This window comes from Campylobacter concisus, from assembly GCF_003048675.2.
GTDB lineage: Bacteria > Campylobacterota > Campylobacteria > Campylobacterales > Campylobacteraceae > Campylobacter_A > Campylobacter_A concisus_F.
Genome location: NZ_CP060707.1, coordinates 977228 through 993159 on the forward strand (window position 1 = coordinate 977228; position 15932 = coordinate 993159).

Annotated in this window: 8 protein-coding genes; 2 read left to right on the plus strand and 6 right to left on the minus strand. The window is 40.1% G+C overall.

Going from position 1 to position 15932, the window contains the following annotated elements; translation table 11 throughout:
- Nucleotides 1–42: 42 nt before the first annotated feature.
- Entirely contained in the window at nucleotides 43–1002 is a 960-nt protein-coding gene (locus CVT00_RS04930) for a permease (RefSeq protein ID WP_103571990.1), read from the plus strand.
- Here CVT00_RS04930 and CVT00_RS04935 read toward each other — a convergent pair.
- The 6 genes from CVT00_RS04935 to pbpC all read right to left on the minus strand — a co-directional run bounded on the left by CVT00_RS04935 (nucleotide 991) and on the right by pbpC (nucleotide 13824).
- Nucleotides 991–1665: a methionine ABC transporter permease gene (locus CVT00_RS04935; RefSeq protein ID WP_103571991.1), complete on the minus strand. Its 675-nt coding sequence runs from the start codon at nucleotides 1663–1665 to the stop codon at nucleotides 991–993. The two genes, CVT00_RS04930 and CVT00_RS04935, sit on opposite strands and share 12 nt — an antisense overlap.
- On the minus strand, nucleotides 1665–2621 hold the full coding sequence (locus CVT00_RS04940; RefSeq protein WP_103558060.1) for a methionine ABC transporter ATP-binding protein: 957 nt from the start codon (nucleotides 2619–2621) through the stop codon (nucleotides 1665–1667). Before CVT00_RS04940 ends, CVT00_RS04935 begins: the two co-directional genes overlap by 1 nt.
- A 30-nt stretch (nucleotides 2622–2651) precedes the next feature.
- Nucleotides 2652–3638: a diaminopimelate dehydrogenase gene (locus CVT00_RS04945; protein WP_103558059.1), complete on the minus strand. Its 987-nt coding sequence runs from the start codon at nucleotides 3636–3638 to the stop codon at nucleotides 2652–2654.
- Between the two features lie 149 nt (nucleotides 3639–3787).
- Nucleotides 3788–6409 (minus strand): valine--tRNA ligase, encoded by a 2622-nt coding sequence (locus CVT00_RS04950; protein ID WP_103558058.1) that lies wholly within the window; start codon nucleotides 6407–6409, stop codon nucleotides 3788–3790.
- 121 nt (nucleotides 6410–6530) lie between these two features.
- The gene (locus CVT00_RS04955; RefSeq protein WP_107915277.1) at nucleotides 6531–11654 is read right to left on the minus strand and encodes an alpha-2-macroglobulin family protein; all 5124 of its coding nucleotides are present in this window, start codon (nucleotides 11652–11654) and stop codon (nucleotides 6531–6533) included.
- Nucleotide 11655: 1 nt separating this feature from the next.
- The gene (gene pbpC, locus CVT00_RS04960; protein ID WP_107915279.1) at nucleotides 11656–13824 is read right to left on the minus strand and encodes a penicillin-binding protein 1C; all 2169 of its coding nucleotides are present in this window, start codon (nucleotides 13822–13824) and stop codon (nucleotides 11656–11658) included.
- Nucleotides 13825–13889: 65 nt separating this feature from the next.
- On the opposite strand from pbpC, the gene CVT00_RS04965 reads away from it, so the two are divergent.
- Nucleotides 13890–15923, plus strand: coding sequence for an ATP-dependent helicase (locus CVT00_RS04965; protein ID WP_107915281.1), 2034 nt, complete (start codon nucleotides 13890–13892; stop codon nucleotides 15921–15923).
- Nucleotides 15924–15932: the final 9 nt, after the last annotated feature.

Genomic DNA, 15932 nt, shown 5'->3' on the forward strand with positions numbered 1-15932 from the left:
TATATTAGTATATAATCATATAAAAAATTTAAAGGTAAAAAAATGCTCGATCTTTTTAATCAACACAATATATTTGAGTTTATCAAATTTTTCATACTTTATTTTACAGAGATTTCACTACTATTTTTTTGTGTATCTTTTTTGGTATTTATCGTATCTGAAAAATTTAGTCAAAAACTCAAAAAACACCTTATAAGCACAAAAATTTCAAGCTTTATCAAGGCGTTTTTGGTTGGCGCTATTACGCCGTTTTGTTCGTGCTCTACTATACCGCTTTTAAATGGGTTTTTAAAAAGCGGCGTATCACTTGGCGTTAGTAGCGTATTTTTGTTAAGCTCTCCGCTTGTTAATCCTGTAATTTTAACGCTTCTTTTTATGAGTTTTGGGTTTAAATTTAGCATTATTTATTTTACGGTCATTTTTATCTCATCGCTTGCTTTTGGTCTTTTGTTATCAAAAGCAGATCAAAATCTATTTTTAAAAGATGATTTTTTAAAACCAAAATTTAGCCCATACAATCCAACTAAAGGCTTTGTTTTTACACCCATTAATCAGACACAAGCTTGCTCTTGCAAGGATATAAAAAATAGTAAAAATATTTACAAAATGGCGCTTTTAAACTCGGTAAAAGAGTATAAAAAACTATTTTATTACATACTACTTGCGATGTTTATCGGTGCCGCTATACACGGATTTGTTCCACAAAAGCTTATCTCAAACTACCTTGGTTCTAGCGACATCGCCTCGATACTTATTTCGGCATTATTTGGAATTTTACTCTATGTTAGAGTAGAATCGCTAGTGCCAATTGGCTTAGCACTTCTTGCCTCGGGTGCTAGTGCGGCCGCATTTGGAGCGTTTGTAATAACGGCGGCAGGGGTTAGCCTGCCGGAAATAATACTTCTTAATAGGTTTTTTAAGCCAAAATTTATGGCAATTTTTATCGCTTTTATCTTATGTGTGGCATTAGCATTTGCTATGTTTTTAAAATCATTTTTTTGAAATTTTATAGAGATAGTTGCCTAAAACTTGGAAAATTTGAACCATAATGATAAGAATAACCACGGTGTAGAGCATGATATCTGGGCGAAATCTCTGATATCCGTAGTTTATAGCAACAGATCCTAGTCCGCCACCGCCAACTGCACCAGCCATCGCTGAAAAGCCGATATTTACGATAAGCGTTAGCGTAAATGCAGAGATGATGCCAGGAAGCGCCTCTACAAACATCACACGAAAGATGATCTGAAATTTTGAGCTACCAAAGCTTTGAGCAGCTTCGATGATGCCTTTATCAACTTCTTTTAAGGCATTTTCAATAAGCCTTGCTACAAACGGAGCTGCTCCGATAGTTAGCGGAACTATCGCAGCTGTGGTGCCGATGCTCGTGCCTACGATCATTTTTGTGACTGGAAAGAGCACGATGATCAAAATGATAAACGGAAAGCTTCTAAGCACGTTTATAATGATATCAAGGACAAAATAGAGCTGTTTGTTTGGCTTTAGACCGTTTTTGTCTGAAAGGATGAGCAAAACTGCAGGTATAAGGCCTATGGCAAAGGCGAGCAGGGTGGAGACGATGCTCATATATAGTGTCTCGCCGATAGCTGGCAAAAGTATCCTGGAAAATACATCTGGAAATTTAGAAAAATCAATACCAAACATCAAGCAACCTCCCACAAAACGCCACTTTGCTTGATATAGTTAAGCACGTTTTCTTTATCTTTTTCATCTATGTTTATGACAAGTGAGCCAAGGACGTTGTCGTTTAGCTTCTCAAGCTTGCCCCAGACTATGTTAAAGTCGATATTTAGACTTCTTGCCATGTGTGTAATCACGCTGTTTTGAGCCACTTCTTTTGGGAAAAATAGCCTGATATTTGTGCCAGTGCTTGGCAGAATTTCAACTTCACCCAAAAACTCTTTCATCTTCTCATCTGGCTTTAAAAATAGCTCTTCGATGCTTCCAGAGCCTATGATCTTGCCACCTTCTAGCAGTATCGCGCGTTTTGCGATAGACTTTACCACCTCCATCTCGTGAGTGACGATGACGACGCTGATGTCTAGCTCTTTGTTTATCTTCTCAAGTAGCTCTAAAATTTGATTTGTCGTGTTTGGATCAAGAGCCGAAGTCGCCTCATCGCTTAGTAAAATTTTAGGATTTAAAGCAAGTGCTCTAGCGATGGCAACACGCTGTTTTTGACCGCCACTTAGCTCGCTTGGATAGCTTTTTGCCTTGCTTTCAAGACCGACTAAATTTAAAAGCTCTCTCACTCTTTTTTCAGTTTCATCGCTTTTGTAACCCCAAAATTTAAGCGGAGTAGCGACGTTTTCAAAGACATTTTTTCTAGCCATCAAGGCAAAATGCTGAAATATCATCCCAACATCTCGCCTCAAATGTCTCTGCTGCGTCTCGTCTAAATTTTTTATCTCTTGGTCAAAGACTTTTAAGCTGCCACCTTGGTAGCTCTCTAGGCCGTTTATGCACCTTAAAAGCGTTGATTTACCAGCGCCACTATGCCCCACGATAGCAAAAATTTCGCCCTTTGCAACCTCTAAATTTACATCAAAAAGGATCTGTGTGCCGCCATAAAATTTGGTTAAATTTTCTATTTTTATCACTAAATTTTCCTTATTTTTAACTGCCTAAATTTATAAAATTTCTCGCCTTAGCTCATCAGCGCTCTTTGGCGAAAGAAGTGCCGGAGCTATATCAAATACGCTAAATGCGCCACTCTCACCTCTTTGCGCCAAGCGATATGCTGATCTGGCGTAGGCTACTAGCACACTTGCTGTAAATTCTGGATTTGAGTCAAGTTTTAGCGAAAACTCGATCAAATGTTTGTTCTCGCCATGCTCTCCGCTCACTCCGCTTCGCAGCACAAATCCCCCATGTGGGATACCGCCATGCTCTTTTTTAAGCGTCTCAAGGTCGATAAAATGCACGCTCGTGTCGTAGTCAGCAAAATAATTTGGCATCGTTTTTATCTCATGCTCGATGCGTGCCTTATCAGCGCCGTCCTGCGCCACTACGTAGCAATCACGCAGGTGTTTTTCTCTTGTCGCTAAATTTGGATTTTCCCCAGCGCGAACTCGCTCCAAGGCGCTATCTATGGGCACTGTGTATTGGCGTGCGTCCACGACGCCTTTTATCCTGCGTATGGCGTCTGAGTGGCCTTGGCTCACACCTTTGCCCCAAAATGTATAACTGCTGCCATTTTCAAGCACGCTCTCGCCGTATAGTCTATTTAGAGAAAATAGTCCTGGGTCCCAGCCAACAGCGATGACGCCTACATTGCCGCCTTTTTTAGCAGCAGCGTCCACTGCGGCAAAGTGCTCAGGTATTTTAGCGTGCGTGTCAAAGCTATCGACGACGTTAAAATTTTGTGCAAATTCTGGAGTCTGTGTCGGCAAGTCTGTCGCACTACCACCACAAAGTACTAAAACGTCAAATTTGCCCTTGTGCGATAAAATTTGATCCGCACTAAAAACTGGCGCGCCACACGTTTTTACTTTGCTTGGGTCTCTGCGGCTAAAAACTGCCACAAGCTCCATATCCTTGCTATTTCGCACCGCAAGCTCGACGCCACGACCTAAATTTCCATATCCTAAAACTGCTATTTTTATTTTTTCACTCATTTTTGATCCTTTAAATTTTAAATTTACATGCAAGATAGTGCAGGGCGATAAATTTCACTTTAATAAGACAATATATTAGTACCCAGGGTAGCGTGGCAACTACAAGCTGCCAAAGATAAAACGCCACCCCTCAACTTTTACCGCAAAACCTACTCGCCAAGAGCCTTTAGCTCCTCGCATACTTTTTTAAATTTAGCCTCAGCACTCTCTAAAGCCTCTTTGTTTGTCTCTATAACCTCTTTTGGTGCGTTTGCCACGAAATTTTGGTTATTTAGCATACCTGAGAGTTTGGCTATCTCTTTTTCAAGCTTTGTCTTTTGAGACCTTAGCCTTGTGATGATACCGCTCATATCAAGCCCTTCAAGCGGGACAAATGCCTCTAAATTTTCGCTCACATCTCTTATTGAGTTTTCTATTTTTTCATCTACAAAGCCGATCTCTTCGCATTTTGCAAGCAGTTTGATATACTCTTTTACCTCTTCAAGGTCTATTTTTTCATTAAATTTAACAAAGGCTTTTGCTATCTTTGAGTTACCAAGATCGATGGTCGCTTTTGCACGGCGAATAGCGACGATCGCCTCTATAACTAGCTCAAATTTCTTCTCAACCTCTAAATTTCGCTCTTTTATCTCTGGATAGCTCATTACCATTATTGACTTTGCATTTTCAAGTTGTGTACCGCTAAGCTCTTGAAATAGATACTCTGAAAGAAACGGCATGAAAGGATTTAGTAGTTTCATCGCCTCTTTAAATATACTTCCAAGCTCTTTTACGCTCGCTTTGTCAGCCTTGCTAAGCTCGATGCCCCAGTCGCAAAACTCATCCCAAAGGAATTTATAAAGTGTGTTTGCCGCGTCATTAAAGCGGTAGGCGTCGATGTTTTCGCGCACCTCTCTCACGCACTCGTTAAAGCGGCTATTCATATAAATTCCAAGCTTTGTTTCAAGCTTGATATCCTCTAAATTTGGAAATTTGCTCTCATTTAGCATTAGATATTTACTAGCGTTATAAAGCTTGTTGGTGAAATTTCTTACCTGCTTCATCTTAGCATCACTTAGCTTGATATCGCGTCCTTGAACGGCTAGAAGTGTCAGCGTAAAGCGTAATATATCGGCACTATACTCATTTATGCTATCAAGTGGGTCGATGACGTTGCCAAGGCTTTTACTCATCTTTCTGCCAAATTCATCTTTAACAAGCGCATGTAGATAGATGTCGTCAAATGGTAGTTTGCCAAGGGCATTTTCACCCTGAAACATCATCCTAGCAACCCAGAAAAATAATATATCAAAGCCAGTTATGAGAAGGTTGTTTGGATAAAACTCAGCCAAATCGCCTTCAAACCACTTTTCATTTTTTAGCTCATTTTCATTGCCCCAGCCAAGCGTGCTAAATGGCCAAAGGCCAGAGCTAAACCACGTATCTAGCACGTCTGGGTCTTGGTGGATGTTTTTACTTTTACACTTTTTGCACTCGCATGGCTCGTCCTCGTCAGCCCACATATGACCACACTCGTCGCAGTAAAATACTGGAATTTGATGTCCCCACCAAAGCTGGCGTGAGATACACCAATCTCTTAGCTCTCTCATCCATGCGTTAAAGCTGTTTATCCAGTGTGGCGGGTAAAATTTAGCAAGGCCATCTGATACTTTTTGTATCGCCTCGTCTGCGATCTCTTTTTTGACAAACCACTGCTTTGATATATATGGCTCGACGACGTTTTTGCAGCGGTAGCAGTAGCCTATTTGATTTTCGTAGTCTTCTATCTTTTCAACATTGCCGAGTTTTTCAAGCTCGGCCACTACGATATCTCTAGCCTCAAGCCTTTCAAGACCTGCAAATTTATCGCACTTGTCGTTTAAGATGCCCTTTTCGTCAAATACGGTGATAAACTCAAGGTCGTGCCTTTTGCCTACCTCGTAGTCGTTTTGATCGTGCGCAGGCGTGACCTTAACAAGGCCTGTTCCAAACTCCATATCGACGTGCTCATCCGCGATGATCTCGATCTCTCTATTTATGATAGGTAGCACCACTTTTTTGCCGATTAAATTTTTATAGCGCTCGTCGTTTGGATTTACCATTACAGCCGTATCGCCAAAGTAAGTTTCTGGTCTGGTGGTCGCAACAACAACAAATTCGCTTGGCTTGTCTGCGAAGTAGTATCTCAAATGATAAAGCTTGCCTTTGTTCTCCTTGTGTTCAACCTCGATGTCAGAGAGTGCGCCATCATGCGTACACCAGTTTATCATGTAGTTTTTCTGGACTATTAGCCCTTTGTCGTATAAATTTACAAAGGCTTTTTTCACAGCTTTTCTTAAGCCCTCATCCATAGTAAATCTCTGGCGTGACCAAGCCGGAGTGATGCCAAGCTTTCGCATCTGATGGACTATCATTCCGCCACTTTTTTCTTTCCACTCCCACACTTTTTCTACAAATTTCTCACGTCCAAGCTCTTCTTTTTTGATCCCTTGTGCTAGAAGCTGCTTTTCAACGACGTTTTGAGTAGCGATACCAGCGTGGTCAAGTCCTGGCTGCCAAAGTGTCTTGTAGCCGTCCATCCTCTTGTAGCGAGTCATGATATCTTGAAGTGTGAAGGTTAGGGCATGTCCGATGTGAAGCGAGCCAGTCACGTTTGGAGGTGGCATCATAATGCAAAATTTACGTCCATCTTTTTGGATATCTTTGTTTGCGTCTATCTCGAAGTATCCGCGTTCTTCCCAAATTTTATAAAATTTATCTTCTATCTCTTTTGCATTGTAAAATTCTGCCACTTTTCTCTCCTCAGTTTCGTTTAAAAAATGCTTAATGTTATCTAAAATTTGTTTAAAAAAATCTTTGCAAAAGTGGGGAAATATGGGCTTGGGGCGGTTAAACGCCCCGAAGTTTAGATAGCTATTTGACGTTAAAGCTTCGCTGGGCTAAGTCGTAGTCGTTTTGTCTTTCGTTGTACATATTTTCAGTTGTGACTGCACCAAGTGAGCATTTACCGCCAAGTCTTACGCGATAAGGTGTGTAAAGCACGGCGTCTTTTTCGTCGCCACTTAGTGTGTAAAAGCTTAGCACGCGGTCATCTTTTATGCTTTTATACTCAACTTGCAAGCTGTTTTTTAAGCTCTTGCTAAAGTTGCTTAAATTTTCATTTATCGGCTCAAAGCAGCTGCTTACGATCTCGTTAATAACGCCATTTTTAACCATTGTTTTTGAGTTTATCACTACTTTTGAGTAGATGACGTCATTTACTTTTAGGCTGTCAAGACCCAGCTCTTTGCCTCTTTCATCGACAAAAACGCGGTAGATATCAAGCTCTTTTGGCTCGATTTTGTGTTTGATCTCAAGTGGCAAATAAGCGTAGCTTAAGATAGTCGCATAAAGCTTATTTGAGCCTAGTGGAGTGATGCTAAATTCGCCATTTTTTGTAGTAAAAGAGGTACTTAAAAGGCCGTCAAATTCTTTACTTTCGCCGTTGTAGCTAAGCTTAAATTTGTTATTTTTCTCGCCGCTATCTTTGCCAAAGTAGGCATTTAGCGCTCTTAGCGTAAATGCACGCTCTTGCGTTGAGCTTAGCTCATTTAAATTTACTATCAAGAAATTTGCAAGGTCGTCTGAGTAGTCGTTTTTCTCAAAGTATTTTGCGTGCAAGTATAAGATAAAGGCGTTATCTCTTACTTTTGAGCTAAAATCAGATGCATTTTCTTCGCTTGTTTTAGCATTTTTGATATCTTTTAGCGCGACTTTTGCCTCGTTATTTAGGCCGTTTAGCTTTAAAGCTGCCGCCATTAGGTATTTACTTAGTGCTGTTTTGTTGTAGACTTTGTCGTCATAAATTTTATTTAAGATCGATCTATCAGCCATATTTGCTCGTGAGCTTACATAAAGGGCGTAAAGTGCCTCAAGGTCGTTGTTTGCGTATTTTAAGAGCGAATTTAGAGCATTTTGTTTGACGCCTTTACTTATCTCGTATCCAGCCTCTTCAAGGTCAAGAAGCACGTCTGTTGCAAAGATGCTTGCAAATGCATTTGTCTCGCCTAGATCGCTCCAGTAGCCAAAGCTGCCGTCTGTTTTTTGCATCTTGACTAGCTCATCTATGCCGCTTGCGATAAATCTCTTTTGATCGCTTTTTTCAAGCTCATCTTTTGGTTTTAAATTTAAAAGCGCAAGCAGTCTTGAGCTCCTTTGCTCCGCACATCCGTAAGGATACTCGACTAAATTCTTTGAAGCTGCTAAAAGCACGCTTGAGACAGAGCTTGAGGCATCAACGCTCACATCGTGATAGCCTTTTGGTAGTGAAATTTTACTCTCTTTGTCAAAGACGCTGCTCTTTGCGTAGGTGCTGATCGTATAAGGGCTAACGACATCTAGTAAATTTTGAAGCGTTTTTGAGCCATTTTTGTCGCTTACTGTTATATTGTATTCGCCAGCACCTGTTTCAAGGGCTGAAATTTTAAGCACAAATGCTTTGTTTTCAAACGGCTTAAGGTTGGCATTTTCTTGCGTTTTGATGTTTAAATTTTTACTTGATGCTACATTTATCGTAAGGTTTTTGTCGGCATTTGTCGTATTTATAAGCCTTAAGTTTGCATTTAATTCATCGCCTTTTAAAAGATAGATCAAAGCACTTGGCTTAATGATCACATCATCTTTTACTTTTATCTCGCTATTTACGGCGTTCATCGCAGTTGCGTCATTTGCCACAGCATCTACTCTAATGGCGCCGTTAAAGCCATTTGGCGTTTTAAACTCGTATGAAATTTCGCCTTTGTCGTCGGCTTGAAGGCTCACTAAATTTGCATAAGTTTTTACATTTTTGCTATCAACTGGGCTTGCATGCTTTTCCATTTTTGCCGCCACGGCCATTGCTGCAGCATCACCACCAAAGCTTAACGTTTTGCCCTCGACCTTGTAGTTTGTGAGCATATTATAGATGTCGTAGTCAAAGACCCCATCAGGTAAAATTTTGTCAAAAAACTTAAGCGGATCGGCTGGTTTTTGTGAAGTGATATCAAGCACGCCAACATCTGTGATAAATAAATTCAGATATGCTTTTGGCTTTGTTTTTAGTGAAATTTTGATATTTTCATCACTCTTTGCGCTTTTTGGCGCTTCTAAGCTAAGTTCTATCCTTCTTGAAGATTTATCGCCGTTTGCATAGACCTTGCCGTAGGTTCTAAATGGAGTTAGTCCAGCGTCAGTCATGCGGTAGATATTTGCGCTCACGTAAAGGCCATTAAAGTCAAAGTCAAGTTTAAATTTAACATTTGCTGAGTTGTTTTTGATCTTGACGACCTTGTAGGCTTTGACACCTGCGTCTTCAAGCGTGACAAGTGCGATGCCTTCTTTTATGGCTGAGCTGATGTCTGCGCTTAGCTCGTCGCCTTTTTTATAGACGCTTTTGTTTAGCTTTATCTGAGACTTGCTAAGCTCTTTTGTAGGCGCTAGAGTTGAGTAGTTGTAGCCGCTTACGTCGATGTCTAGGCTCGTGCTCGCGCCACTTACTAAATTTGTAGCTGTGATGACGTATGAGCCACTTTGCGTAAATTTATAGCTAAACTCGCCACTATTTTTATAAAAACTATCCACATCTTCAAGCGTTTGGATCCATTTTATATAGCCATTTGCGTCTCTTTGATACTGCCATGAAACACGTTTTATATCAAATTTCAAATTTGACTTCACTGCCTTTTGGCTTGGCATATCAACAACGACTGTTCTTATCTTTACATCTTCGTTTGGATCAGCAAATGCCGTGCTAGCAGCGATGCCAACCATATCTTTATAAGGATAGAGCGTAAAGCTTTTTGCGTCACTTACGTTTTTGCCATCGTCATTTACGTTGAAATTTATGACGCCTTTTATTATTGAAGGTGCGTTTTTGGTGTTAAAGCTAAGATCTATCATCTGGCTTGATTTGCCATCTTTTGAAAGAGTTAGATCATTTTCTATGCTTGGATAGGCAGCCGCTTTTAGGGTGTCGTTTTTAAATTTATACTCTTTAAATTCGCTATTTTTATACTCATCATCAAAGAAGCTAACCTGCATACTACCAGCTAAGTCGCTAGCTGCTCCGCCAAAGAGATAACTACTTGTTAAATTTACCTTTACTAGCTCGTTTGCAAAGAATTTGTCCGCGTCTATGGCTATGTCATTTTTTATCTTGTTTGGCACGAAGCTCTCGACATAAAATGGCACGCTTGCTATCACCTTGCTAGCGTAGATTATCTGCATGTTAAATCTACCGCTTAGATCGCTTAAAATTTCTTTTTCGAAATTTATCATGCCAACATCATTTGTATTTTGCGTGATCTGGGCACTACTTTTGCCTTGCGGATCGATAAATTTGATCTTAACTGGCATATTTTTAAGCGGGTTAAAGTCCCTATCTCTTAGATAAATTGCTCCTTTTAAGCTCTCGTTTGGTCTTATTATATTTGAGGCAAAATGCGTGTAAGCATCGATACTCTCGCTTGGATTTTGACTGATGAGCTTTGCCTCATTTAGTGCTTCGCCATCTTTTATGATGAGGAAATTTTGCTCTTTGCCAAGTGAGACGACGATCGATGAGATCTCTTTGTAGATATCTTTTTTGTTAAATTTAAAGACGCCAACGTCATTTGTCGCGCCAACTGCGATCTCTTCGTTTCTTTTGCCATAAATTTTTACATTTGCGTTTGGCAGCATTGTGTTTTCGCCAAGGCGGTTTGCAAAGACGAAAATTTCGTCCTTACCAAGCTTTGCATTTATGGCGATGTCGCTTAGATAGACGACCTTTGAGACGCTCTTATCTTTGCCGCAGTTTAAGCTTATCTTATAAACTCCGTCTCCTGCTCCTGCAAAGTCTAGCTTGATCTTATTTAGTGAAATTTCGTTTAGCGCACCTTCTAGCTTGTAGCTTTTGCTTGCTACTTTTGAGCTAAAATTGCTTAGATCTTCGCTATTGTCGTTGAAATTTAAAAAGTATCTAAAATTTTGATCGCTTAACTTTTCAACGCTCACATTTAGCTCAGGTAAATTTGCACTTCTAATGCCGATCTCCCCAACGCTTGAGATATAAGGCTCTTCATTTGTGAAATTTGCAAATGGAGTGAAGTTGCTAGCGATCACCTCGTAGGTTTTAGCCTCCCTTACAACATTTCTATCGTCTCCAAAGCCTGGCTTTATCGTGATCTCGTAGCTATTTTGTGGCTTAAACTCATCGCTTGTGATATCAATGTAATAATCATACCCATCAAGCTCAGAATTTGGCGCGCCATTTTCATCATCATTTTTATATGACACGTCGCTTATGCTAAAGCTTTTAACGCCTTTTATCTTTATAAATTTCTTTAGACTATTATCATCACTTAGCCACTCTTTTAGATAAATTCTAAATGCTAAGATCCCATTATCTAGGCTTGTTGGATAGATTTTAGCTATCTCAAAGCTTTTAGCTTCAGCGCTTATATTTACGCTCTCACTGCTTGCTTGCTCACTAAATTTCACCACGCCATCGCCTGCAAGTTTAGCGCCAAATTTACTCTCAAAATTTTCTCCAAACTCAAAAACAGGCTCGCTTATATTTTTATCAAGATCAAGCTCAAAGCTGTTTTGAGAGAGTTGCAAGGCGTTAAAGCTTGCGCCTTTTACGGCTATTTTTTTCACAAGCTCTTCACTAACTTCGTCATTAAATTTAAGGATAAATTTGCTATCAGTGAGCTTTTCTATCTTCTCAAGCGCAAATTCTTTCGTCTCAAAGCTAGCGCTACTGCCATTTTCTAACTTACAGCTGTATTCAGCACCTGCGTGCATATCTTTTGTAAAAAGTGTAAGGCTTTGAGCGTTAAATTTCACCGTGCCGCTTAGTGCTGGCTCGCACGAGATAAGCTTTTTCTCGCTTAGCGTGCCTATGAGATTTTTGCTAACATCATCTTCTAGCCCAAATTCCACGCTTAAAGGCGACTTCACCTCGACATTGCCATTTAGACTTAAAGCATATAAATTTACTGCTCCTAAAAGTGCTAGAAGTAGCGCTTTTTGCTGCATTTTATCTCCTTAGTTTTATTGTTATTTCACTTTGATTTGAGTTTTGATCAAGGCACTTTAAAGTGTGCTCGCCAAGAGTTAGATCTAGCCTTTTTTCACTTGCATTTTCTATCTTAGAAAAGTTCAAATCATCCACTTTTAGGTAAATTTCATCACCTAAAAACGCGTAGCATTTTAGCACAATTTGTGTTACATTTTCATCTGTCACGATCTCTTCGCCATCATATGGATAGGCAAAAACTGGCTTTTTATCTTTAAAAACTGAAGCACAAGGGCTATTTTTAACCTCGTCTTTGTCTAAAAAGCCATTTTTTATCAAAAACTCAAGCTCCTCGCCCCTTAAACTCTCGCATTTATCTTGCAGTTTAACTCCAACTATCCTATCATCAAGCGCCGTTTTTTTGCACGTCTCATAACTAAAAGCATCAAGGCAGGTTGGCACTTTTTCAATGCCCTCTGGCTCGCTCATAAACTCTAAATTTTGCCTTTGCGCCGTGATCTTAAACATATCAAAAACGATCTTTGAGACGTCATTTAGCCCAGTTAGTTTGTCAGTTTTTTCGGCGTTAAAGTTGCCCACCCAGACGGCTATTGTGTAGTCCTCATCAACTCCAATGGCGTAAAGATCGCGTGAGTTTGCACTTGTGCCTGTTTTAAAGGCGATTTTTGGCGTGTTTTGCGCGTATTGCCAAGCATTTTTTAGATACGACCTTGAGGCCTCGCTCATCATTTTAGCAGTTAGATATGCACTTTGAGGCGAGATGAGGGTTATGTTTTTGTCCTCATTTTTGTAGTTTTTGCCCGCAAACTCAAGCGGCCTATAAACCCCGCCATTTGCGTATATCGTATAAAGATGCGCAAGATCAATCAGACTCATCTCAGCGCTACCTAAAACTATCGAAGAGCCGTAAAACTCCTTGTTTTCATCAACTAAATTTACCTTTTCAAGTAGCTCGTAAAGCGAGTTGTCTTTTAGCTTTAAGTCTAAATTTATAACTGGGATATTAAGGCTAAAATTTAGAGCGTCCTTTGCGCTTACAAGCCCCAAAAAGTCGTTACTAAAGTTCTTTGGCACATATTCATTCAGATAAATTTGCGTATCGATTAGTTGTAAATTTGGTGTAATAAGCCCGCTATCAAGGGCAAGCGAGTAGATAAAAGGCTTTAGCGTGCTGCCGGTGTTTCGCTTCATATTTAAGGCTGAGTTTTTGCCGTCGCGTGCGCGCTCATCGTGCGAGCCTATAAAAGCAACAACGCTCATTTTTTTATTATCAATGACCACGGCTGCTGCGTTATTTGCGTTTTTGGCCTTTAGCGAAAACATCGCGTCTTTTAAAATTTTAAGTATATCTTTTTGTAAATTTAGATCCAAGTTCGCCTTTGAAATTTGGTTTTTAAAAGCGACATTTGCGTAGTCGCCTGCATTTACGACGGCTCTTATCCTTACATTTTTAAATGGCTCAGCTTGCGCTCTTTTAAATGCACTAAGATCGATTAAATTTGCCTTATAAAGCATCTTTATGACCCTGTTTTTTAGGGCGTTTATGTTTGAGACGCGGTCAAGTCTATTTTTATTTGGATTTTTAGGGATCGTGCTTAAAAGTGCGGCCTGAGCGTAGCTAAGCTCGTTTAGCTCCTTGCCAAAGTAAAAGAAGCTTGCCGCCTTTGCACCCTCGATATTGCCGCCATACGGGGCTAAATTTAGGTATAAATTTAAAATTTCATCCTTGCTAAAGTGAAGTTCAAGCTGAAATGCTCTAAAAATTTCTCTTATCTTATTTTTATAGCTCCTATCACTTGGCTCAAGCATCCTAGCCACTTGCATCGTGATAGTGCTAGCGCCTATGCGGTTGTCGCTTCTTAGGTTGTGGAAAAATGCTCTAAAAATGGAGGCAAAATTTACGCCAAAATGGTAGTAAAAGTATCTATCTTCAAAGAGAACGACACATTGTTTTAGCGAATTTGGAAAGCTTTGCTCGTGAAATCTCCAAATTCCATCGCTACTAAGCTTCATATTTATGATCTCGCCATTTTTATCAAGTAAAATTTTAGCTTCGTCTTTTTTGAGTGCGTCTAAATTTAGTGGATAAATTTGATCAAGTATCAAAAAAATAGCGACCACTAAAGCCAAAAATAGGGCAAGGAATTTTAAAAATTTAAACTTTTTCATCGGCGTGATTATAGCTGTTAAAGTTTAAGTAGCTATAATTAGGCCTTTTTAAAAAAGAGGAAACAATGCCCTTATCTAGGTTAAACAAAGAACAATACACCGCCGCAACTGCGCCATTTGGACACAATCTCATCATCGCTTCAGCTGGCACTGGCAAGACTAGTACGATTGTCGCTCGCATCGCTCATCTTTTAAATTTAGGCGTAAAGCCAGAGAAAATTTTGCTTCTAACTTTCACCAACAAAGCAGCCAGCGAGATGATAGAGCGTTTAAATAGGTATTTTGACAAATCAATAACTTCCAAAATCACCGCAGGTACCTTTCACTCGGTCTCATTTTCGCTTTTAAAAAGCCTTGATAAAGGCGTCACGCTAAAGCAGCCAAGCGAGCTAAAGACGCTTTTAAAAAGTCTTGTTGAGAGGCGTAAATTTTACCATTTAAGCGACGTCAAGCCTTACGGCGGAGCCTATTTATACGATCTTTACTCGCTCTTTCAAAACAGCGAACAAGGCACAACATTTGGCAAATGGATAAGTGACAAGAGCGAAGAGCAGGGCGTTTATGCTGAAATTTATGAAGATGTTTTAGAGGAGTTTGAAGCTGAAAAGGCTAAATTTTCTTATGCTGACTTTAACGATCTTCTCATAAAAATGCGCGATGAGCTAAAAAAGGGGGCAAATTTAGCTTATGATGAAATTTTGATCGACGAGTATCAAGATACAAACACGCTTCAAGGCAGCCTAATAGACGCATTTAAGACAAAGAGCCTATTTTGCGTGGGCGATTTTGACCAGAGCATATACGCATTTAACGGCGCAAATATCGAGATCATAGGCTCATTTAAAGATCGCTTCCCAAACGCAAATATCTACGCTTTAAATGTAAATTACCGCTCAAGCTCGAGCATACTTGCCCTTGCAAATAAGGTCATAAACAATAACCCAAGGCTTTATGAAAAGCACCTAACAGTTAGTCGCGAGGGGAATTTCAAGCCTCCAAGGCTGCTTGTCTATAACGAGCTTTTTGATCAGTATCAAAACATCGCTGATATCATCTCGCTCTCGCCATTTAATAGAGAAAATATCGCCATAATATTTAGAAATAACTCATCAGCGGACGGCATCGAGGTCGCGTTAAAAGAGCGAGGCATCGGCTCAAAGCGAAAGGGTGGGGTGAGCTTCTTTGAGAGCCGCGAGATCAAGGCACTCATCGACATCATGGGAATTTATGTCAATCCAAAAGATATAATGGCATTTATCCACATCTGCGAATACGCAAAGGGCGTTGGCAGCGCAGTTAGCAAAGAAATTTTTGACGCGCTACTTAAGCTTGGACATGGAAATTTGATAAAAGGGATAGTTGAGCCAGATGAGAGCGTAAATATCTCATCAAACAAAAGGCGAAACTACCAGCTAGGCCTTTTTGACGATCTTGACGAATTTGCCGAGGTTTCAAGGTTTTCTAAGCTTGGCTTTAGCGATAAATTTCTGGGCCACCCTGTGCTAAAACTACAAAAGCTAAGCGAGAGTGGGGCGCAGTTTTTATATGAAATTTACAACTTTTTAAGAGGCATGAGAAATATTTCAAAGCCAGCTACGATGATAAATGAGATAAAAACTAGCAAAATTTACTCACTTATCGTCGAAAACATCAGCACAAAAAGGGCAACTCTAAAAAATGGCAACGTCGATCTGGCGCTCAAAGAAGAGGTCAAAGAGCGCATAATGGCAAAGAGCGTGGTGCTAAGCGAGCTAGCTAAAAAATATCAAGACATAAGTAAATTTTATAACTTCTTAGCCCTTGGAAGCAACGAGATGAGCGAAGGGCAGGGCGTTAGCTTGCTTAGCGTGCATGCGAGCAAGGGGCTTGAATTTGACCAAGTTTTTATCGTCGATCTCGCGCAAAACCGCTTTCCAAATTTAAAGCTAATGAGCATGGGCGGTAGCCTAGAAGAAGAGAGGCGGCTCTTTTACGTAGCAGTAACAAGGGCTAAAGACGAGCTATATCTTAGCTATGCAAAATACGACAAGATAAAGAAGGTGAATTATCAGCCAAGCAGGTTTTTGATAGAGGCTGGCATGGCAAAAGAGGAAGCTTAGAGAGTATTT